General features: G+C 43.6%; 18 protein-coding genes. 12 read left to right on the top strand and 6 right to left on the bottom strand.

Annotated features, from left to right (window positions below; all coding sequences use genetic code 11):
* Positions 1-28: 28 nt before the first annotated feature.
* Entirely contained in the window at positions 29-559 is a 531-nt protein-coding gene (gene rppH / locus FN961_RS22805; RefSeq protein WP_144042456.1) for an RNA pyrophosphohydrolase, read from the bottom strand.
* Between the two features lie 690 nt (positions 560-1,249).
* Between rppH and mutH the strand changes: the two genes are divergently transcribed.
* Together mutH and FN961_RS22815 are read left to right on the top strand one after the other, a co-directional pair.
* Positions 1,250-1,921: a DNA mismatch repair endonuclease MutH gene (gene mutH / locus FN961_RS22810; protein ID WP_144042457.1), complete on the top strand. Its 672-nt coding sequence runs from the start codon at positions 1,250-1,252 to the stop codon at positions 1,919-1,921.
* A gap of 275 nt (positions 1,922-2,196) precedes the next feature.
* Positions 2,197-3,264, top strand: a complete 1,068-nt coding sequence (locus FN961_RS22815) for an adenylate/guanylate cyclase domain-containing protein (protein ID WP_144042458.1) — start codon at positions 2,197-2,199, stop codon at positions 3,262-3,264.
* Positions 3,265-3,347: 83 nt separating this feature from the next.
* Here the strand turns inward: FN961_RS22815 and oxyR are convergent, their stop codons facing one another.
* The 3 genes from oxyR to mnmL all read right to left on the bottom strand — a co-directional run bounded on the left by oxyR (position 3,348) and on the right by mnmL (position 5,936).
* Positions 3,348-4,259 (bottom strand): hydrogen peroxide-inducible genes transcriptional activator OxyR, encoded by a 912-nt coding sequence (gene oxyR, locus FN961_RS22820; protein ID WP_144042459.1) that lies wholly within the window; start codon positions 4,257-4,259, stop codon positions 3,348-3,350.
* A gap of 209 nt (positions 4,260-4,468) precedes the next feature.
* A complete protein-coding gene (locus FN961_RS22825; protein WP_144042460.1) occupies positions 4,469-4,834 on the bottom strand; it encodes an Hpt domain-containing protein in 366 nt (121 codons plus the stop codon).
* A gap of 175 nt (positions 4,835-5,009) precedes the next feature.
* Positions 5,010-5,936 carry a tRNA modification radical SAM protein MnmL/YtqA gene (mnmL, locus tag FN961_RS22830; RefSeq protein WP_144042461.1) on the bottom strand — a complete coding sequence of 309 codons (927 nt, stop codon included), beginning with the start codon at positions 5,934-5,936 and terminating at the stop codon, positions 5,010-5,012.
* Between the two features lie 503 nt (positions 5,937-6,439).
* Between mnmL and gltB the strand changes: the two genes are divergently transcribed.
* Together gltB and FN961_RS22840 are read left to right on the top strand one after the other, a co-directional pair.
* Entirely contained in the window at positions 6,440-10,888 is a 4,449-nt protein-coding gene (gene gltB, locus FN961_RS22835; protein ID WP_144042462.1) for a glutamate synthase large subunit, read from the top strand.
* 4 nt (positions 10,889-10,892) lie between these two features.
* Positions 10,893-12,302, top strand: a complete 1,410-nt coding sequence (locus FN961_RS22840; protein ID WP_144042463.1) for an FAD-dependent oxidoreductase — start codon at positions 10,893-10,895, stop codon at positions 12,300-12,302.
* A gap of 102 nt (positions 12,303-12,404) precedes the next feature.
* Here the strand turns inward: FN961_RS22840 and FN961_RS22845 are convergent, their stop codons facing one another.
* Complete coding sequence (locus FN961_RS22845; protein ID WP_144042464.1) at positions 12,405-13,379, bottom strand: nucleoside hydrolase; 975 nt, start codon at positions 13,377-13,379, stop codon at positions 12,405-12,407.
* Between the two features lie 472 nt (positions 13,380-13,851).
* On the opposite strand from FN961_RS22845, the gene betI reads away from it, so the two are divergent.
* The 8 genes from betI to FN961_RS22885 all read left to right on the top strand — a co-directional run bounded on the left by betI (position 13,852) and on the right by FN961_RS22885 (position 21,984).
* Positions 13,852-14,457, top strand: coding sequence for a transcriptional regulator BetI (betI, locus tag FN961_RS22850; RefSeq protein ID WP_144042465.1), 606 nt, complete (start codon positions 13,852-13,854; stop codon positions 14,455-14,457).
* Positions 14,448-15,911, top strand: a complete 1,464-nt coding sequence (betB, locus tag FN961_RS22855; RefSeq protein ID WP_144042466.1) for a betaine-aldehyde dehydrogenase — start codon at positions 14,448-14,450, stop codon at positions 15,909-15,911. Before betI ends, betB begins: the two co-directional genes overlap by 10 nt.
* A gap of 9 nt (positions 15,912-15,920) precedes the next feature.
* The gene (gene betA / locus FN961_RS22860; protein ID WP_144042467.1) at positions 15,921-17,606 is read left to right on the top strand and encodes a choline dehydrogenase; all 1,686 of its coding nucleotides are present in this window, start codon (positions 15,921-15,923) and stop codon (positions 17,604-17,606) included.
* A 256-nt stretch (positions 17,607-17,862) separates the two neighbouring features.
* Positions 17,863-19,080: a BCCT family transporter gene (locus FN961_RS22865; protein ID WP_144042468.1), complete on the top strand. Its 1,218-nt coding sequence runs from the start codon at positions 17,863-17,865 to the stop codon at positions 19,078-19,080.
* A gap of 14 nt (positions 19,081-19,094) precedes the next feature.
* Positions 19,095-19,799, top strand: coding sequence for a TorF family putative porin (locus FN961_RS22870; protein WP_144042475.1), 705 nt, complete (start codon positions 19,095-19,097; stop codon positions 19,797-19,799).
* A 111-nt stretch (positions 19,800-19,910) separates the two neighbouring features.
* On the top strand, positions 19,911-20,384 hold the full coding sequence (locus FN961_RS22875; RefSeq protein ID WP_144042469.1) for a MarR family winged helix-turn-helix transcriptional regulator: 474 nt from the start codon (positions 19,911-19,913) through the stop codon (positions 20,382-20,384).
* A 487-nt stretch (positions 20,385-20,871) separates the two neighbouring features.
* The gene (locus tag FN961_RS22880) at positions 20,872-21,177 is read left to right on the top strand and encodes a hypothetical protein (RefSeq protein WP_144042470.1); all 306 of its coding nucleotides are present in this window, start codon (positions 20,872-20,874) and stop codon (positions 21,175-21,177) included.
* A 255-nt stretch (positions 21,178-21,432) separates the two neighbouring features.
* Positions 21,433-21,984: a hypothetical protein gene (locus FN961_RS22885; protein WP_144042471.1), complete on the top strand. Its 552-nt coding sequence runs from the start codon at positions 21,433-21,435 to the stop codon at positions 21,982-21,984.
* Positions 21,985-22,625: 641 nt separating this feature from the next.
* On the opposite strand, the gene FN961_RS22890 is transcribed toward FN961_RS22885, so the two are convergent.
* Positions 22,626-22,853: a hypothetical protein gene (locus FN961_RS22890; RefSeq protein ID WP_185972871.1), complete on the bottom strand. Its 228-nt coding sequence runs from the start codon at positions 22,851-22,853 to the stop codon at positions 22,626-22,628.
* Between the last annotated feature and the right edge of the window lie 156 nt (positions 22,854-23,009).

Raw genomic sequence — 23,009 nt, forward strand, 5'->3', positions numbered from 1 at the left:
AAAAGGGGAGTATAACAAATACCAGTGTTTAACGTCGTCGCCCTCTTCTGAGGTTACTATTATTGCTGTGGGACTCCCAAGCTTGAAACGGAAGTGCAGTAGGTGCAAATTCCTTCATCACTTTTCTATAAACATCGCGTTTAAATGACACCACTTGCCGAACAGGATACCAATAGCTTACCCATCGCCAATCATCAAACTCAGGATGACCACTGGCATTAAGGTTTATGGCACTTTCACTGCTTTTAAGTTGGAGCAAGAACCATTTCTGTTTCTGCCCAATACACACAGGCTTACTATCTTGTCTGATTAAGCGTTTGGGTAATCGGTAACGTAACCAAGAGCGAGTTGAAGTTAAAATCTGAACATGCTCAGGTCTTAATCCAACTTCTTCATAGAGCTCTCTATACATTGCCTCCTCAGGAGTCTCGCCTTCATCGACGCCACCTTGAGGATACTGCCAGGAATGTTGGCCGAATCTTCTCGCCCACATAACCTGCCCAAAACGATTACAGATAATGATGCCCACATTAGCCCGAAAGCCGTCACTATCAATCACATGGACTCCGTGAATTCACCATTTTAATCACTCGATTGTTTCACAAAGCAGGGCCTTCGGCAAATATCCCGTCATAGAATAATCTTGGATAAAAAAACGAATTATTAATTCTTATCAACAGCGCATCCAGTGAACATCTGAGGATATCCACAATTTCTGTGGATATCTCTGTTCCTAACTCATTTATAACGGTTAAAAACGTAAATAGAGAACGAATCACTTATTGTAAAACTTTTTAACAAATAAAGATAAAAGCCTTTAATTACAAAAGTATAAGTAAACCTTATTTCGGTATAAACAAATTAAAAAACAAACTCGGTCATTTATTGACCAGTTCAGGGCTTTTGAATTATTCAAGTTTTAAATTACTAGGTTATTCACAAGTAAAGAGGAAAATTAATCTAATCTGTTAATTTTATCCTTAATTCTATGTTTGACATCTCTAAAATTTCCAACTAGTAGTTCAGATTTAGAAGTTATCCAATAAAACTGTGGATAAGTATGTTGGGAATTTGGGGGAAAACCAAACTGACTTAAAACTGGTTAAATAAGAATATAAGATTGGTGACACTTCTGTATGTTTATCAGTGGTTTAAAAAGTTAAGCCGAAAGAAAGTTATCAACACAAGTTAACCTGAGTGTTTTTTAGTCACAGATTGCTATCTCCATCATCTTTGGTAAAATGCCGAAATGACAATTCCCTCCTCCCCTAAAACAATCGATGAGTTAATGAACCGCGCCTATGATATGGCAGGGTTAACTTTGGGCCAACTTGCTCACTCTCACGGTTTTACCACGCCAGAGAACCTTAAACGCGACAAAGGTTGGGTCGGTCAGTTGATTGAGCATGAGCTAGGCGCATTGGCAGGCTCCAGACCTGAGCCTGATTTTTTGCATTTGGGAATAGAACTTAAAACCATTCCAGTGGACAGCAAGGGCAAACCAATAGAAACCACATATGTCACCGTCGCGCCTCTGATAGACATTCAGGGCTTAACCTGGGAAACAAGTGTGGTCAGTCACAAATTACAGACTGTACTTTGGGTTCCCATTCAAGGAGACAGAGATATTCCCGTTTCTCAGCGGCAAATTGGCACACCGATTTTATGGAGTCCAAATGAGACTGAACTCGCCTTGTTAAAACAGGATTGGGAAGAGATCATGGAGTTTATTGCTCTTGGACAGATAAAACAGCTTACTGCCAGACATGGAGAAGTACTACAGCTCAGACCTAAAGGAGCAAATAGCCGCTCAGTCACACAAAGCATCGGTCCTAACGGCAGCACCATGATGACGAACCCGAGAGGCTTTTATCTTAAGATCCCTTTCACTCAGTCAATTTTATCCCGTGCATTTGATTAAGTTGCCCACAATTCTTTACCATATCTCGAATAATCGAACCAACAATGTTCGTAAAACACACTTTAATAACAATCTATTAGCATTAACTCCTACATTTAAAAAGCCATAATCAAGCCGACTATTTATACACATTCGATCGTTTGTACACTTTTAAGCTAATTTAGTACTTAAATTGGCTTTCATTTGACTAAGTTCACAAATACTAGTGGATATGTTATGGGTATTTTCTATAAAATAGCGCCCCTGACCGCCAGCCTTAGGATACCCCCGTAAAAGTGAGAGCCCGCATACAAGCAAAAAAGCTTATTTTTGCAATATTCGCTTGGGGAATCGCCATGGCGGCATTTGTATTCTTTCGCTACGCTCAAGCACCAGAACTGCCTCAATGGGCTGTTGGCTCAGCTGATTTAGCCACATTGGCTATCTATATGGGGATCATCTTTGGCAGTTTGCATTGGATGTCTAACCTGATTGCCGATTTCAGTGCCATTAATCGCCTTCCATATCTGTTCTCTGTGATTTTTAAAGGATTATTTCTCCTTCTCGGCGCCACCACGATTGCCTACATTACTCAGTTCCTTAATATGTGGGCCATAGAAAATCACATGGCCACCTTGAGGCAGATGCTAACAGCTCACATTCTTTACAGTCCTTCATTTCAGGCGCTTATCGTCTACCTTGTGGTCGTCAGAGTTGGATTAGCCTTTATTGAGCAGATGGCGCTACTTGTTGGCCCACGAGTGTTATTGAACATCGGTCTAGGTAAATACCATAAACCTCGATATGAACAAAGGTTGTTCCTCTATCTCGACATGGTGGCTTCAACTACCCATGCCGAGACGTTAGGTGACTATCGTTTCAGTCGACTCATTCAAGACAGCTTCAGTCTATTATCCGACACAGTGATCAATAATGAAGCTGAGATATATCGCTATATGGGCGATGCCGTTTTAATCCATTGGCCTTTAAAAGACGGTATTCAGCACGATCGCAGTTTCAATATCTATTTTGAATTTAGCCAGCAACTAAACTGGCAACGCCAATACTTTGAAGAACAATATGGTTTTGTTCCCAAATTCAAGGCCGCTGCGCATTGTGGTCAGGTAGTAACAGCTGTGGTGGGGGTGCAAAAGCAGGAGATCAGTTTCTTTAGTGATGTGCTAAACACCTTGGCAAGACTTCAGGATCAATGTAATCCACTGGGACAGAGAATGTTGATCTCAGGCTCTCTAGAATCTCGCTTAGATCAAGACAGCAGTCAATATAAGCTAAGCAGCCTTGGTCCGATAAAGTTAAAAGGCAAACAACACTCTATTGAAGTGTTCGGTGTCTCGGAAAAATAATCCATACACTTTATAGACAAAAGCCTGAGATAAACTCAGGCTTCATGAAGTCGCTTAACCACTCGTCTAATTCCAGCGCTAGGTCACTTAATCTTTTTGCACAATAACTCTTGAATCGCTAAACCTAAGGTTCTAAAAGTTAATATTCGGCTTGATGTCTGTCGCCACACAAGACCTATATCTCGATATGGCGCTTCACCCGGTGGCTGCATGACCACTAAATCAGTGTCATTCAGGATCCCAGCATCAATCGCCATTTGAGGTAGAAATGTTGTTCCTAGCTTACCGTTAACCATCTGCACGAGTGTATGCAGACTCGTTGCTGCAAACGGATTAACCTTAGCACTGTCGCCTAACTGACATGCACTGATAGCATGTCCGGTGATGCAATGTTCAGCTTGAAGCAGGAAAATACTCTCATCGGGTAATGATTGATAATCTAATGGTTCATAAATTTCGCTCACCAGTTCACTATGTACCACCAGTTTAAAGGGGTCGATGCCCACCTTCATACTATGGTAACCACTGGTATCGACTGGTAAAGCTAATAGCAGTAAGTCCAACTCCCCCTTGCCCAGTGCATCAAGTAACTTCTCAGTGGTGTCTTCTTTCAGATACATGGTCAAATTTGGATAGGCTTGCTGACACTGTTTAACGACGCGACTTAATAGAAACGGCGCTATGGTCGGAATACAACCCAAACGTATATCCCCAGTCATGGGTTCACCTTGGTGTTTCACCAACTCAACAAGATCATCCACATCGGTAAGTAGTTTTCGTGAGCGAAGCACGACCTCTTCGCCAATCGCGGTAAAAATAAATGACTTATGATCACGCTCGATCAACTGATGTCCAAGTTGTTCCTCTAAATTTTGTATACCACTAGAGAGCGTCGACTGGCTTACGTGGCATATCTTCGCAGCTCGATTAAAGTTCTGCTCTTGATAGAGGTTCACTAAATAATAGAGGTTTTTTAAACTAGGCAAGTGCTTCATAAAATCGATTACCAACTGAAGTTGTCATTCAAAAATTCAATATGACTCTAGCATAGTTTTGTCACAAATTAAGGGTTTTATGATGTCAAAATGTGAAGGTTCTCTGATAATCGAGAAGCATGCAATCGATAAACGTCAGGCACAAAAAAAGCACTAGTGAAGCGAGCTTCTTTAGTGCTTTAAAATAGTAGAACAAAAGCGATATAAACTTAGGCTTTTGCTTCCAAGTATTGCTTAAGCTCTGCGAGATCTAAACTGGCATTATCCACAATGGCTTGTAACCAAGCTTCGTGTCCATTTGCCCATTCAACATCTTCACCGTGCTGGAGTAATTGAGCTAGCTGCTGAATACGTTTTAGACCGACTGAGCCGGCGGCACCTTTAAACTTATGAGTTTCAGAACATAATGTATCTTTATCCTGCGCTTCTTTAGCATTAACTAAGTTGCCAACATACTCAGGCATTAGCTGCTCAAATAAAACGACACTTTTTAGTAAAGTTCCCGCACCGATTGCGCTGCAGTATTGCTCTAGTGTATTAAGGTCTAAAATTGATTCTATCTCAGCTGTTGCCATATTAAGGCACCTCTCAAAAGTTCTTGATTGTATACAAACTAACTTACAACATAATACCCGCTATAATAACTGGCGCAACTAAATGAGTCATAAGACATAAAAAACATTCATTTTTTAACCATCTTATAACTAAATTTTAATAAAATCTGTCATTTAACCGTTTTCCACAATAGTTTTAGGTCATTTTTAACTTAGAAATCAAATAACTCCCTTGCCCGCCTTTTTCTTTCAAATCATCTACAATCGCCACTAAACCATTCCAACGATACCCACACCAATCAGGAGCCAATAACATAGGTTTTTTAGCATATGCGGTAACCCTATGAAATATTATGTCTTTTGGTGTAAAACGGATCATTTCTCCCACGCTAAAAGCGTAATCTTCTATTGACAGTAGTGCAATACGATCGCTACGCCATGCTTTTGCCATGGTGCTTCCTTCGACAATATGTAACGGATGCAACTTAAGCCCGTCAACGCCCGCATTGAGCACTGACTGCAAACTGTTGAGGTAATCCTGATGTTCCTCACCAGGCAAACCGAGAATAAGATGAGTACAGACCTTAATCCCTCTTGCTCTAGCTCGCGTTACAGTATCGACGTAGTCGGCCATCGAATGACCTCGATTAATACGCTTCAATGTTTTGTCACTTGCAGATTGCAATCCAAGCTCTAGCCAGACTTCAATACCCCGTTCCTGATAACCAACAAGTAGCTCTATCACATCATCAGACACGCAATCCGGCCGAGTTCCCACGCATAAGCCCACGATGTCAGGATCGATCACCGCCTCATCATACTTGGCTTTCAGTACTTGATATTCATCATAGGTGCTGGTGTAGGCTTGAAAATAAGCGATATATTTACTTGTCCGCCCCGCAAACCTTTCTCTACCTTTATTAAGCTGTTCAGGTATCGATAGTTCCGTACCATGCTCATAACTAAAAGAAGCCACATTACAATAGGTGCATCCACCCTTCCCTAAAGTGCCGTCTCTATTCGGGCAGGTAAATTTGGCATCAATGGTTAACTTCTTCAGTTTTTCACCAAACTGCTTTTTACAGGCAACACCGAACGTGTTGACGTAGTGATCTAAACCCATTTTTGACTACAACAAGAATTAATGAGCAGAGTCTAATTCATCGCACAATCAAAAAAATGCGCCAAATCAAACAAAGGTTAAATGACCCAGAAATCGCAAAAATAGAGATTCATCAAAAAAACAGGTATAAAAATGAAGTTAACTCATCCACAGTGCATAATTAAGCAAATGTGATTTTGTCTGATAATTCGTTACATTTGCAATGAAACTCATATTTATCAAAAATATATTTTCGACCACTTTTGTTACATCTCATTAACCAATGTAGAGAGCGAATAATCAAAATTCTTTTTATTCATAAGGTTATATAAATGAATCTTCAGTTTACGTTAACGTAAGGCAGTGATAAATCACAGACAAAATCGTCTCAAATGTACATTACTTATGCAATTATTAGGTTTGACCTTTATCAGTGCAGGCGGTATTTTGAATGGTTCGGGTGCATATATATAACAACACTTTTCCCGACGTAGTATTCAGTTTAAGTTTTAGGGAGTTTGTGTATGAGCTTGTATCACCCCAGTTTCGAGAGAGATAATTGCGGTTTTGGCCTGATAGCCCAGATGGATGGTGAACCTAGCCATCGCATAGTAAGAACTGCAATTCACGGCTTAGACCGTATGAAACACCGTGGCGGGATCGCTGCTGACGGGCGTACAGGTGACGGTTGTGGATTGTTAATGCAACTTCCCGTTAAATTTTTCGAAGCCATTGCGGCAGAAAATGACTGGCACCTTAGCCGTAAATTTGCAGTGGGTATGTTTTTCCTTAACCAGAATGACCAATTAGCGGATCAGGCAAAACTCCTGTTAGAACGCGAATTGGAAAAAGAGACGTTAAGCGTCGCTGGCTGGCGAAAAGTCCCAGTAAACGCTGATGTGCTTGGCGATATCGGTAAAGCGAGTCAACCTCAGATATACCAGGTACTGATTAACTCGCCTATCGGCTGGCGAGAAAAAGATCTAGAACGTCGCCTCTACATGGCAAGACGTCGCTTGGAGCAACAACTGCACCACGACAAGGATTTCTATGTAGCCAGCCTATCCGGCCAGGTGATCGTTTATAAAGGCCTGATGATGCCTGCCGATCTGCCTGAGTTTTATCTCGATCTTGCAGATATCAGACTGCAGAGTTCAATCTGTCTGTTCCACCAAAGATTTTCGACTAATACCTCACCTAAGTGGCCACTGGCACAACCTTTCAGGTACCTTGCCCATAACGGTGAAATAAACACCATCACTGGCAACAGGCAGTGGGCTCGTGCCCGTGCGTACAAATTTAATGCGCCACTGTTGCCCGATTTGCAACAAGCCGCTCCCTTTGTCAATGAGACAGGTTCAGATTCATCTTCCCTAGATAACATGCTTGAGATGTTACTTGCCGGTGGTATGGATCTGTACCGAGCGATGCGTCTGCTTATTCCACCAGCGTGGCAAAGTAATCCAGAAATGGATGAAGAGCTCAAAGCCTTCTACGATTTCAACTCCATGCACATGGAGCCTTGGGATGGACCGGCTGGTATCGTGATGACTAATGGCCGACACGCAGCTTGCGCCGTGGATCGTAATGGCCTGCGCCCGTCACGTTATGTGATCACCAAAGACAGAATTCTTACCTTGGCCTCAGAAGTCGGTATTTGGGATTACGCGCCTGACGAAGTCGTCGAAAAAGGCCGTGTCGGACCTGGTGAGCTGTTAGTACTCGACACCCTAAATGGCCAACTTTACTCCTCATTTGAGATCGATAACGATCTCAAACGCCGTCACCCTTACAAACAATGGATGGCAAAAAACAGTCAAACTTTGACGCCTGCTGAAGAGATCCCAGCAGGAGAACAAGGCGTATGTGAATTTACCCCTGATCAACTTCTTCAATATCAGAAGCACTTTGGCTTCTCGCGGGAAGAGTTAGAGCAAGTGATTTGGGTACTCGCCCACAAAGGTGAAGAAGCCACAGGCTCAATGGGTGATGACACGCCAATGGCCGTGCTCTCTAAAAAGTCTCGTACAGTGTATGACTACTTTAGACAGAAGTTCGCTCAGGTTACCAATCCACCGATTGATCCTTTGAGAGAAAAACACGTAATGTCACTCTCTACCTGCGTCGGCAGAGAGCAAAACCTGTTTAATGAAACAACGGGTCATGCATATCGCGTGATGTTTAACTCTCCAGTGCTGCTGTATAGCGATTTTAATCAGCTGTTAGCACTCGACTCAACTTACTATCGCGCTAATACCGTCGATCTTAACTACGACATTACAGAAGGCCTTGAACAAGCCATTATCCGCATCTGTGATGAAGCGGAGAGATTGGCTCGCACTGGCACAACCTTGTTGATATTGTCAGATCGTGCGACTGACAAATCTAAGCAAGTGATCCCAGCCGCGATGGCCGTGGGTGCCGTTCAGCGCATTCTTGTTGATAAGAGTCTACGCTGTGATACCAACATTATTGTAGAGACAGGCTCTGCCCGTGATCCACATCATTTCGCCGTACTGCTCGGCTTTGGTGCAACGGCCATATACCCATATTTGGCCTATGAAAGTATCTCCGCAATGGCCAAGCTCAATAACATCCCTGAAAACTATCAGTTGATGCTTAATTTCCGTCAAGGCATCGATAAAGGCCTACGGAAAATCATGTCAAAAATGGGGATCAGTACTGTTTCCTCATATCGTTGCAGTCAGCAATTTGAAGCGGTTGGCATCGCCAGCAACGTCGTCGAACTCTGTTTTAAAGGCGTAATAAGCCGTATCGAAGGCGCTAGCTTTACAGAGCTAGAACAAGATCAAGTGATACTGCACAAGTTGGCTTTTCGTGCCCATCAGCCACTGAATCAAGGTGGGCTACTGAAATATGTGGAAGGCGGTGAGTACCATTGCTTCAACCCTGATGTGGTTAACACGCTACAAGCCAGTCTGAAAGAGAGAGACTATGTAAGCTATAAGAAGTTTACTGAACTCGTCGATAACCGCCCAATAGCCACATTACGTGATCTAATAGCAATAAAAGGCGAGCTACCAGCAGTCGAACTCGACAGCGTCGAATCAGCAGATACGCTCTATACACGATTTGACAGTGCCGCCATGAGTATTGGTGCGCTGAGTCCAGAAGCTCACGAAGCATTAGCTGTGGCAATGAACCGACTCGGTGGCCGTTCTAATTCAGGGGAAGGCGGAGAAGATCCAAGCAGATTCAACTCTGAGCGAAACTCTAAAATCAAACAGATAGCCTCTGGACGTTTTGGGGTTACGGCTCACTACTTGATGAATGCAGAAGTCTTGCAGATCAAAGTTGCACAGGGCGCAAAACCCGGTGAAGGTGGTCAACTCCCAGGTCATAAAGTCAGCGTCGAAATTGCAGCGCTACGTAATGCTAGACCTGGAGTCACCCTAATTTCACCACCGCCTCATCATGATATCTATTCGATTGAAGATTTGGCCCAGCTGATTTTTGACTTAAAGCAGATCAATCCAAAAGCCATGGTCTCGGTCAAGCTCGTATCAGAGCCTGGTGTCGGGACTATCGCCACCGGTGTTGCTAAAGCCTACGCCGATATGATCACCATCTCAGGTTATGACGGCGGTACTGGCGCGAGCCCAGTTTCATCAGTCAAGTATGCTGGCAGTCCTTGGGAATTAGGATTAGCCGAAGTCCATCAGTCTCTGGTTGAAAATGGCTTAAGACACAAGATACGTCTACAAGTTGACGGTGGATTAAAAACCGGACAAGACGTACTTAAAGCTGCGTTACTCGGCGCCGAAAGCTTCGGTTTTGGTACCGTACCTATGATAGCTCTAGGCTGTAAGTACCTGCGTATTTGTCATCTTAATAACTGTGCCACGGGTGTCGCCACTCAGAACACGCAATTGAGAAATGAGCATTACCACGGCTTACCTGAGCGCGTCATGACCTATTTTGAGTTTGTGGCACGAGAGATCCGCGAAGGCATGGCTGCATTGGGTGTCACTAAGTTCGAAGATCTTATCGGTCGCAGCGAATGGTTAACCACGCTCGAAGGGCAAACCTCGAAACAGCAGGGACTGGATCTTAAGCCGATTTTGTATACGCCTAAAATACCAGCAGGCAGTGCAAAAACGTGGCGAGAGCTAAATCACACCGCTGACAAAGGTGAGCTGAACATTAAACTGCTCGACGCAACACGTGATGCAGTTATTGCAGGAGAATCAATTCAAGCCAGATTCGACATCAATAACACTGACCGTTCCGTTGGCGCGTCGCTTTCAGGCTTTATCGCACAAACGGTAGGCAAAGAGGGCGCAAAGCAACCAATACAGATCAAATTCAACGGCAGCGCAGGGCAAAGTTTTGGCGTCTGGAACTGCCCAGGCCTAGAGCTGACTCTCTGTGGTGATGGTAATGACTACGTTGGTAAAGGTATGTCCGGCGGTAAGCTCACCATTCATCCGCCCCTAGGCAGTACATTCCAAAGTGAACGCTCAGCGATTATCGGTAACACCTGTCTCTATGGTGCATCCGGCGGCAAAATGTTTGCAGCAGGAACGGCCGGAGAACGATTCGCGGTACGTAACTCTGGGGCGACAGCTGTAATTGAAGGTCTCGGTGACAACGGTTGTGAATACATGACGGGTGGAATCGTGCTAGTTCTTGGAAGAACTGGCGTGAACTTCGCAGCGGGTATGACCGGTGGTTTTGCCTACGTCTTTGACCGTTACTCACGTTTTCATCGCCGAGTGAACACGGACTTGGTCGACACTCAAAAAGTCAGTTCTCCAGTCCATCAGCGTCATTTAAAAGGCTTGATAGAAGAACACCTAGCCGAAACAGGCAGTGTACATGCAAAAATGTTATTGACCGATTTTGAGTATTGGATCGATTGCTTCGTCTTAGTAAAACCTAAGAATGTACCAGTATCTGATCTATTAAAGCTTGAACAATCACAACCAGAATTAGCTGTAGCGGCGGGGTAATAACATGAGTAATGATTTTCAATTTATCGAAATTGACCGCAAAGATCCCGTTAAACACTCGGCAAAGAAACGTGCCACTCAGTTTATCGAGATCTATCAGCCTTTTGCTCAAACCCAAGTGGTTGAGCAAGCTGATCGCTGTCTTGACTGCGGTAACCCGTATTGTGAGTGGAAGTGTCCGCTACATAACTACATCCCTAACTGGCTCAAACTCGCTGAACAAGGCCGTATTTTAGAGGCCGCTGATCTGGTTCATGAAACCAACACGCTTCCTGAGATTTGTGGTCGAGTTTGCCCACAAGACAGATTATGTGAAGGCGCTTGTACTCTCAATGATGAGTTTGGTGCGGTGACAATTGGTAATGTAGAAAAATACATTACTGACACGGCCATTGCACAAGGTTGGCGTCCAGATTTAACCAAAGTGACACCTCGTAAAGAGCGCGTCGCCATTATCGGTGCGGGACCTGCAGGTTTAGGCTGTGCCGATATTCTTGCCCGTAACGGCGTCCAAGCGGTGGTATTTGATAAAAATCCACAGATTGGTGGTTTGCTCACTTACGGTATTCCAGCTTTTAAGCTAGATAAATCCGTTATGGCAACTCGCCGTGAAGTGCTCGAAGGAATGGGTATTGAATTTCAAATGGGGATTAACGTCGGCAAGGATATTGCTTTTGAAGCATTAGTTGCAGAGTATGATGCAGTCTTCCTTGGTATGGGCACTTACACAGCAATGAAGGCAGGTTTGCCCGGCGAAGATGCGCAAGGCGTTCATCAAGCCCTGCCCTATCTCATTGGTAACACTCACAACATCATGGGCACCACAGATCCTGAATCTCCCTATCTAAGCCTAGAAGGGAAGAAAGTGGTGGTACTTGGTGGTGGTGACACTGCCATGGATTGTGTCCGTACAGCCGTACGACAAGGTGCAGCCGAAGTCACGTGTGCTTACCGCCGTGATGAAGAAAATATGCCGGGCTCTCGACGGGAAGTACAAAATGCAAAAGAGGAAGGCGTTAAGTTCCTCTTTAACAGACAGCCCGTGGCCATTGAAACCAAAGAAGGTGTTGTCACTGGCATCACCTGTGCAGAAACTCAAATGGGAGAAGCTGATAGCAGTGGCCGTCGCCGCGCAGAAGCCATTGAGGGCAGCGAAGCACTTCTTGAAGCTGACGCTATCATCATCGCCTTTGGTTTCCAACCAAGCCCTGCTGCTTGGCTTAAAGACCATAATGTCGACTTAGATCAATGGGGACGCGTTATCGCGCCTAAAATGGCTGACAATCCATTCCAAACGAGTAATCCGAAAGTATTTGCTGGTGGAGATATGGTGCGCGGTTCAGATTTGGTGGTCACCGCCATCGCTGAAGGGCGAGATGCGGCATTAGGTATTCTTAATACCTTCGAGGACTAACTCTTCAAGCCATAATCGTTCGGGCAGTTTTGATGATGTCCAAAGCTAAAAGCGCATCCATTGATGCGCTTTTTATTACCTATATTCACAGCTTTGCAAAGATCAGCTTATTCGATGACCATATTCTATGATGCACTGTCTGTAGATCGCCAGTAGTTCAGTGTCTTTCACTGCGATACCCACTCGCTGAGGCGTATGCTTAGACCACTCATCATTAGGGTAGGTGCGATCATCAAACTTCTGAATGGTCATCCCCTCAGCTGGTCCTTCAGTTATCACACGTACAGGCCCTTCTCTAAGCGTAAACAGTTCTGGGTCTATCACATATGCAATAGCGGAAGGATCATGAACGTGGCAAGCATCGATACCCACTTTTTCTTTATAAAACTTCAAGTAGAAACGACTGACATCCCAGATAAACTGTCCCACCTCAGCTGCATCATCTCGGAGTCTATCAAGGTAATCCCCCGTAAAGAAACTCTGTTCAGTGACATCCAGACCAATAATCACCACAGGCCAGGCTGCGCTAAAAACAATGTCAGCCGCATGGGGATCATCATGAACATTGGCTTCAGCATAAGGCGTAACATTACCACGGTGATCATTCACCCCGAAAGCACCTCCCATCACCACCACTTCTTTGACAAGATTAACGATATCAGGCTCAGCCTGCAGCGCTAACGCCAGATTCGTTAAAGGGCCTATTGCCACAAGCGTGATCTCGTTCGGTTCAGCCTTAACGGCATCGATGATATATTGGTATGCACAGCGACTATCAACTTCACCAACAACCTTGGCTGGCACCTCAACATCACCAAAACCACTCTCACCATGCACCACAACCGTGGGTCCAACGGGAGGTCTGACTAATGGTTTGCTCGCGCCCTTAACCACATCAGCTTTCAATTGATATTTCTGTTTCAAATAAAGTGCATTATGCGTTGCCGTCTCTATCGACACGTTGCCGAAAACAGTGGTAATCGCCTTCAATTCTATCTCTGGGTGCGCTTCAGCGAACATGATCGCCATAACATCATCGATACCCGGATCTGTGTCTAATATGATTTTCTTTCGCATTGTACTCTCATCCTGTTGCTTCTATTGCCAATCTTCTATGCGACTTAATATACGAGAACAATCAGTCCAGTATTGTGATAAATCATCAAATTTATACTAAAAACAACCCCAAACCATTGAGTCCATAAAACTGGATATCCAAGCTTTGGGTGGATAATCTGATTAACTCCACAAGGATGCTACCAACTAAAAGGTTACGGCTAAAACTAATTTACGCTCTCGTTATCGGTCAACGTTAATCCACTCATGTAACCAATCAACAATTACACATTTTACACCTTAGTAATCAGCTAGTTAAAAGCATTTAATTTCTGCATTATTTACAAAAATCATTCCGTGACATACATCTCAATTTTGAATAAAGCTTGATAGTTACAGCTCTAACCATTAGAGTTGTTATTAATTGAACGTTCAATTAACAACGATACCAACAAGTACACTAACAATAACAACACTAGGAATTCGATTTTTTATGCCGCGCCCGCCAATGAAAACCGTCCGACAACAACAGCTCATCGACGCCACATTAGTCTCTGTTGAACGCCATGGTTTACACAATACAACAATCAACACCATTAGCGGCTTGGCAGGTTTATCATCGGGCTTAATCAGCCATTACTTTGGTGGTAAACAAGGCCTAATTGAAGCAACCCAGAAATACCTGCTTGAACAACTTAAGCAGGCACTGTTAAGTCGTACCTCAGGTCAAACCTTGCCGCCTCTTGAGCGACTACAGGCCATTGTTGAAGCTAACTTTACCGAGCTACAACGTTCAAGACCGGCCACCAAAACCTGGCTGAGTTTCTGGTCACAAGCCATGCATGAACAAGGGCTTGCCAGACTCCAACATATCAATAGCCAACGTTTATATAGCAACCTGTTGTTCTCTTTTAAACAACTTCTTCCCAATGCAGATGCTATTAACGCAGCAAAACAAACTGCCGCCATGATCGATGGCTTCTGGCTACGCAGTGCATTAAGTCCCGCACCGGAAAAAGAGTTCGAGCAGGCTCAAATTTTATGTAAAGCCTTTATCAAGGCAGTGTGCATGCAGTACGGAGAAAACCGATGTCACTAGTTATTCACTTAAATTATATCCATGGCCAAGCGCTCAAAAATAAAACAGGCGAAACCTTTGAAGTCACCAATCCAGCCACTGGAGAAGTAAGCTACTTAGTCGAAGTCGCCGACGAGAAAATTCAGCAAGCTGCCATCAAAAGCGCTAAAGAGGGATTCCATACCTGGTCAAAAATGTCCGCCATTGAGCGCAGCCGAATTCTATTAAAAGCTGTTGCCCTGCTACGTGAAAGAAATGACGAACTTGCCGCAATTGAAGTCACTGATACAGGTAAACCTTGGCAAGAAGCCTCAGTTGTCGATGTGGTAACAGGTGCCGATTCAATTGAGTTTTTTGCAGGTCTTGCACCAAGTATCGAAGGTAATCAGCAAACCGTAGGCGATGATTTTTATTATACTCGTCGTGAACCTCTGGGCATTTGCGCTGGTATCGGCGCATGGAACTATCCATTACAAATTGCTTGTTGGAAAGCAGCACCAGCACTGGCTTGCGGCAACGTGATGATCTTTAAGCCATCAGAAGAAACACCACTCGGCGCATTAAAACTCGCTGAAGTATTTACTCAAGCTGGCGTTCCCGATGGGGTGTTTAACGTCCTTCAAGGCGATGGCCGTGTCGGTGCATGGCTTACTCACCATGAAGAGATTGCAAAAGTCTCTTTCACCGGTGAAGTTGGCACGGGTAAAAAAGTGATGGCAGCAGCGGCAAGCTCGCTTAAGCAGGTCACCATGGAGCTTGGCGGTAAATCCCCCTTGATTATCTTCAATGACGCTGACATCGACAATGCCGTTTCTGCAGCTATGCTTGGTAACTTCTACACCCAAGGTGAGATCTGTACTAACGGCACTCGTGTATTTGTGCAGCAAGATATCTACCCGACCTTTGTTGAAAAGCTACTACAGCGCACTCGAGACAACATTGTCTGTGGCGATCCAATGGATCCTGCCACCAATTTTGGTGCGCTTATTTCCAAAGATCATCAAGATAAAGTCCTCAATCATATCGAAATAGGCAAAAATGAAGGCGCTGAGCTTCTTGCCGGTGGTCATGCACTCAAGCCAGACAATAGCCCCAATGGTTATTTTGTCGCGCCCACTATTTTCGGCCAATGCACAGACGACATGACCTTGAGTAAAGAAGAGGTCTTTGGCCCTGTCATGTCATTGCTGCCTTTTAGCGATGAAGACGAAGTGATCCGCCGTGCTAACGATACCCGTCTAGGGCTCGCTGCGGGTGTATTCACCCAAGATATCACCCGTGCACACCGTGTTATTCATCAAATGCAAGCCGGAATTTGTTGGATCAATGCCTATGGTGCATCGCCAGCAGAGATGCCGGTTGGTGGCTATAAAATGTCCGGAATTGGTCGTGAGAACGGCAGCGAGACACTCAAAGCTTACACTCAGCTCAAAGCCGTATACGTTGGTATGCAGCCTCTTGAAAGTCCATTTTAAGGAGCTGACATGACTCAATCTACAAGTGAAAAGTACGACTATATTATCGTTGGCGCAGGCAGCGCTGGCTGTGTACTGGCTAATCGTTTATCGGCAGACTCCAGTAACAAAGTGCTGCTACTCGAAACCGGCGGCAGTGATAAGAGCATCTTTATTCAGATGCCCACAGCACTTTCCATACCGATGAACACTAAGAAATATGCTTGGCAGTTTGAAACTGAAGCCGAGCCTTTTCTTGATAACCGCCGCATGCATTGCCCACGTGGCAAAGTGTTAGGTGGTTCCTCTTCGATTAACGGCATGGTCTATGTGCGCGGTCATGCTCGAGATTTCGATGAATGGCAACAAAAGGGAGCAAAAGACTGGGATTATGCCCATTGTCTGCCCTACTTTAAGAAAGCTGAAAGCTGGGCTTTCGGTGAAGATGATTATCGCGGCGTTGATGGTCCATTAGGCGTCAACAACGGCAATAACATGAAAAACCCACTGTATCAGGCTTTTGTCGATGCTGGAGTGGATGCAGGGTATTTAGCGACTAAAGATTATAACGGTGCTCAGCAAGAGGGTTTTGGCCCTATGCACATGACCGTTAAAAACGGGGTACGCTGGTCAACAGCTAACGCCTACCTTAGACCTGCAATGAAGCGTTCAAACCTAACGGTGATCACCCATGCATTGGTACATGAAGTATTATTTTCAGGCAAAAAAGCCATCGGTGTAAACTTTGAGCGTAAAGGTAAGCATGTCGAAGTTCACGCTAACAAGGAAGTCGTGCTATCAGCAGGCTCTATTGGCTCACCACACATACTGCAACTATCAGGTGTCGGTGCCGCCGATACACTGGCTAAAGCAGGCATTGAGCAGAGACACGAACTCCCTGGTGTCGGTGAGAATTTACAGGATCACCTCGAGTTCTATTTCCAATTTAAATGCTTAAAGCCAATATCATTAAACGGTAAACTCGATCCACTTAACAAGTTGTTTATCGGTACACGTTGGATATTGAACAAGTCTGGACTCGGCGTGACAAACCACTTTGAATCCTGTGGATTTATCCGATCAAAAGCAGGGCTTGAGTGGCCAGATCTTCAGTATCACTTCTTACCAGCGGCGATGCGTTATGACGGCAAAGAAGCCTTTGCAGGTCACGGTTTCCAAGTGCATATTGGCCACAATAAACCTAAAAGTCGCGGCAGTGTAAAAATCGTATCGAATGATGCTCACGTTGCACCCGCTATCCAATTTAACTATCTCTCTCATCAAGATGATATTGAAGCCTTCCGCGCTTGTGTTCGTTTAACACGTGAGGTCATCAATCAACCTGCACTGGATGAGTACCGCGGCGAAGAGATCCAGCCCGGAACTTCAGTGCAAACCGATGAAGAGATAGACCGTTTTGTCAGAAGTGCAGTAGAGAGTGCCTACCATCCATCTTGTACATGCAAAATGGGCGAAGATGCTATGGCAGTGGTGGACTCACAAACTCGAGTCCATGGTTTACAAGGTCTTAGAGTGGTTGACTCCTCTATTTTCCCCACCATTCCAAATGGCAACCTCAACTCTCCGACCATCATGTTAGCCGAACGTGCGGCGGATCTTATTCTAGGTAAGACACCGCTGGCACCAAGCAGTGCAAGCGTCACGATTAGTGACGACTGGCAACAGCAACAACGGCTCAAACTACCCGTAAGGTAGCTCCCCCTTTATTTGCTTGATTTACTATTTTTCCTAATACGTAAATTAAGCAATTTAGGCACAAGGTCAGCCTAAGCTGAAAAGCTAAATGACCCTAATCGCCAAATTGAATTTATCAAACCTTAACTTTCGTGAAAGCGATGGTTAAGGCTTGAGGGATTTGTGCAACCAAAATTTGTTGTACGACGGCATAACTAAAATAAAAACAAGGAACTAAATCTATGTTTTATCTAAAAATTAAGTCAGGAGTTCAATAATGACTACGTGGCTTACTATTGGGATATTATTTACTTTCGCGGCCATTGCCTTTGTGATCTATCGCTGGGGTAATGTTGAATGTATTGGTGTGACACCGGTACGTACTTTTACCTTTATCGCGATTCTGTTTACGTCAGGCTTAGATGTTGGCTTAATCATGTTCCCGTTGACTGAGTTTGCAGGTTATGCCGACTTAGGGGCCAGCCCTGAATATGGTTTTACCAACCCGCTGGCCATTGAGTTTGGTTTCTGGGCATTCTTAATCTGGGCATTTTACTTCTTAACGTGTTTTTACTTCTGTGTCATCGAGCCAAGAGTGAAATTCTTTGAGATCCCGCTGATTAAGTTTATCAATAATCTCGTGATTATTGGCACCTGTGCCTTTACCGCTTACCTCTTGTTGACTAACTTGCCTTGGTATCTGCCCGAGATGGGTGATGGTGAGACCATTGTCAGTAGCTTCTACCTGATTGTATTTGTGATTATTGCCGCCGCAGTCTACTCAAGCACCAGCATCCGTTATGTACGGATACTCAGCTTAGGCAGTACTTGGTTATTCATGGCGTTGATCGCAATCATGTGGGCCGGTGCCTTCCTCTCTGACGGTTCAGGTGTGGGTGAGTTCTTCACTACATTTGCCATGGTTGGTGACTACTTCGGTAATATCCACCACTTTGTTTTACCAATGAATGATTACCATGAGTTCTACCTATTTTGGTGGTTTGCTTGGAGCATCATGATTGGTCAATTCACATCACGCTTTGTCGGCGGTATGAAAACCTATCAAGTACTGATTGCCATGATGGTGTTCCCGTCTCTGCCAATCGCGGTTTGGTTTACCATCCTGTACTACTACAGCGCCAATGAGATAGCCACCACAGGCTTCTATAACCTCGCGATGGTCATTGTCGGCATCACGTTTGTGGTGAACTCTCTCGACTCCTTGATCCGTCTTTACACTGACAACCTTAACCTCACCGTTGAGCGCTTAGGTAAGACGAAATACATCATAGGTAATATCGTACTGATGAGCAGTCTCACTTTGCTTTTCCAATTGAATTTCTTAGAAATACAATGGGTAGGCGCGTTAGCGATTGGTCTGATATTAGCCTGCTTTGGTTATATTATGGCAACAAAATACAAGAAAGTGGCGGCCATTGAACGCTCACCAAAAGAAAACAAAATTGATTTCAGCAAAATTGAATTAGCTAACTAAAAAGAAGAGAAATGATGAAAAACACAATAAAAAAACTCGCACTAGTCGGCCTAATCGCCTTACCAACCACTGCGATAGCTGGAGTTAGTTCAACCATTAACGCCACATCAGATTACACCTTTAACGGTGTTAGCCAAACAGACAACAACCCTGCTCTGCAGGCGAGCCTCGATTACGCGGCAGATTCTGGTTGGTATGTGGGTTCATGGGCTTCAAATGTTGATTTTGGCTCAACTGATGACACTTGGTTAGAGCTTGATTTTTACGCCGGAAAATACTTCCAGCTAAACGACAGCGCTTCTCTCGACGCAGGTATTGCCTATTACACTTATCACGGTGATGATGCTTCAAGCGGATACCAGTATCCAGAGGCTTACGCTAAGTTTGGTTACGCCTCATCAATCGGTCAAAGTGAACTGAACTTCTGGTACACCTGGGATTACTTCGGTGCAGATGTTGGTCACTACATCATGATGGCTGCTCACACGTTTACCCTTACTGAAGGTCATGACATTCGTGTCAGCATTGACCGTTCAACATCAAAAGATGTGGCTAAATGGGCTTGGGATGGTGATGAGTCTTATAACCACTTTCGTGCTGAATACATGACCGGCTTTAAAGGTTTTGACTTCAATCTAGCCGTTGAGGGCACCAGCATGGACACGGATACTTCTGATACTCGTGCGATAGTATCAGTCTCTAGAACCTTTGATTTTTAAGCAGGCCTTGCTCAATAGCTAAAGAATGCGGTATAACGCTCAGGCGCTATACCGCATTTTTATTTAATGGCTACATTATTGACAGTTCAATCTCTGGGCTTAGGGAAGAGTATGGAAAAGTACGAACAACTATTGATTTCACTGCGCCGAGTGATCCGAGCCATCGACATTCATTCACGTCAGCTTCATAAGCTGTCTGGCCTAACTGGTCCACAGTTGATGGTCATGCAAAACATTGATCACCTTGATGCTCCACTAGCCAAAGAGATAGCCAAAGAGGTCGCATTAAGCCCTGCCACCGTCACCACGATTATCGACAGACTAGAAAGTCGCGAACTGGTCATAAGAACCCGCAGTGAAACAGACAAACGAAAAGTGCATCTGTCACTCAGTGAAGCTGGCAAGGTGCTATTAAGTCACTCACCAAAGCCACTTCAGGAACACTTTATTACTCGCTACCAGAACCTTGAAGAGTGGGAACAGAGTCAACTGCTGTCAGCGGTTGAACGTATTGCCTCTATGATGGACGCCAATGAATTAGATGCAGCTCCTGTATTGCTTGTTGGCCAAATTCAAGCTGATTAATCCTTATTGTATATCGATACAGAAATAGGATACCTAAAGTTCATAGTTCATAGTTCATAGTTCATAGAAGTTAAACAACCATCTTATCTGCAAATACTCAAGCATGACGGCAGGAAAATCCCTGTTGTCGCTGCGACTGTCAATGGCATTATTGTTAACTTAATCCTCTCACACTCTATTCACTCAAAGAGGTTTCACAGACATAACGCAACCCAGAAATATCCTCCTCAATGTAGGCTTCTCACTTTCAGTGCGGATCCCTTCCCTTCGAGACAAAAGTGCGCCGCTTATCTACGCTCAAAATAAAAACAACAAAAAGCACACAAAAACAACAGTAAACACCAATATTTACAACTTTATTGAAATATTATACCATTCAGAGCTGTATGAATTACATACAACATACTGAAATATGATGAGGTGTCACTTTGAACATAAAAACAACAGTTTTATTATTTATTGCGTTAATGGCGATAGCCTACCCACTTTGGCTAATAATAATAACCCAGGTGTCATATGCGCAGAAAAACAGCACATTACCGCGATTGATTTTGGATATGTGACTAATATTCATGGTGGTTCTGATTGGGCAAGTGCGCTTAATTTACATCTAGCTAATGGCGTGATCATCCCACTAAACTATAAATACAATGCGAATGATGATGGTGGAAAATCAATAATCGCCGCGCTTCGCATGGCTTTCTCATTCAATAGAGAGGTTACTATCTGGGATCATGACCATAATAACTGCGATGACTTTGATCAAGTTAGAGTTCACGCTGCCCTATTCTAATCCAGACTTATAATCAGCCTTGCCCATCATCTATTGATGGGTTTTTCACTCTACAACCTACATTCTTTTACTCGTCTTAAACACTTACTAGCACTGTTATCAGAAACCTGTATAAATTCCGAAAACCTATCTATATTAAGCTTCCCTCCCTCATCCAATCAAAACAGTAAGTACTAATATTCCTCCCAAAGGAGAATAGACATCCACCAGCATTTATTCGATGCTAGGACTAGAATTCTTAGTTGGAAAACAGATATGTTTAACAAACTATTTTTGATACTTGCCCTATTCAGCATCAGCGCTCAATCCCTTGCCAATGATCCACTCTCGGGCAACAAACATATTTACCTGATTGATATAAAGGGAAATGAGCTAATGATTGGCGATGTACGCTTTTCAACTGCAGGCGACAAAACCCACTATGACATTCACCTAAATCACAGTCTTTTTAAAGACTTCTTTCTGTCGATGAAAGAGATGAAGTGTTTAGAAGGACCTGAGCTATGGTGTCACCTGCCTTATCCGTATATGACTCCACGCGAAGTGAGTCAAAAGGATCTGAGCTGGTTAGCCCATGACCTACTATTTATGTACAAGAAGAAAGCCGACTTTGGGGCTAACTTTTATAACGGTATCTATTATCAGCTAAGCCTTAATGACGGTGTGATAACAGGCATTGCCCAAGCCGTTGATCTCAACCTACTCGCCTCAGCACCTGAAGACCAAACATCTGCACCGATCACCCAAGCTGAACTAGATAACGTTGAGGAGAACTTACGCTGGTTACCCAAGCTAGAAATAAAATAAGCGATAATGTAGATAGGCCTGAACTCATTATTCCGAGTTCAGGTTAATTAAGAATATTCTCACAGTCGATAATATCGTTTTTATTTTAAGAACATTACTTATAAAATATTCATTTCAAAATAATTACGTTCAATACATGAAACATAGAGTATGAAATGTACTATATATTCATCCAAACATAAATCATAGGCTCATTCAAAAACTATAAAATTTATATTATACCGAATGAACAACTAATAAAAACCTTATACTGAATAACAAAACATCATGTGAAATAGTATAAGTCAGAAACAACCCCACCGAAAACAAAATAAACACTTAAAAAAAATTGTTAAATAAACCACATTTAAACAAACAACAGTAAGCCGCTACCGAAATCATAATAAACACCACTTAGATACTTATGTTTTCATTCAAAGATAAAACAGCGTACGTTATATTAACAACCATTCACTCAGAAAGTTACATAAAATAAACTCATAAATGATTTTATTTTTATAATAAAAACAAAATTAGTGTAACTAACCGTCTCGATGAAATCGTGTCAATACACCTTAATTTATCAACAATAGTTATCAAGCTGACCTGAGTAAATATCACTTCAAGTCAGCTCATTTAATAATTATTATTGCTCAAAAATTTTACTGAAATGCCATTAAGCGATAACCCCAGGTTTGACTTTCATCCGGCGTTAACACCAAGGTGTAATCCAGATTATCTTTAAGCGTCAATGCTTGGCGATGCAACAAGTTTAACGTGTCGTTATCTCCCTTCTTCACGACTGTCACCGTGTAGTTGTCTTTTGGCAGCCAGATCTTTAGATTCTTAGTAAAGTCCCACTTGGTTACCTTGAATTTTGCGGTTTCCACAGTCTCATTGGAGCGAACAAAGTACACCTCTAACCCTGAGGGATCCCCTCGAATTTAATAGCATGCTTGTGGCTCCAGAATTAAGCCTTGTAGTGTTTTAATGGCTGTTCGCCAATGCAACCTCAGTAGCTTCAATTTCCTATCTTTATATGCTCT

The organism is Shewanella hanedai (assembly GCF_007197645.1).
Lineage (GTDB): Bacteria > Pseudomonadota > Gammaproteobacteria > Enterobacterales > Shewanellaceae > Shewanella > Shewanella hanedai.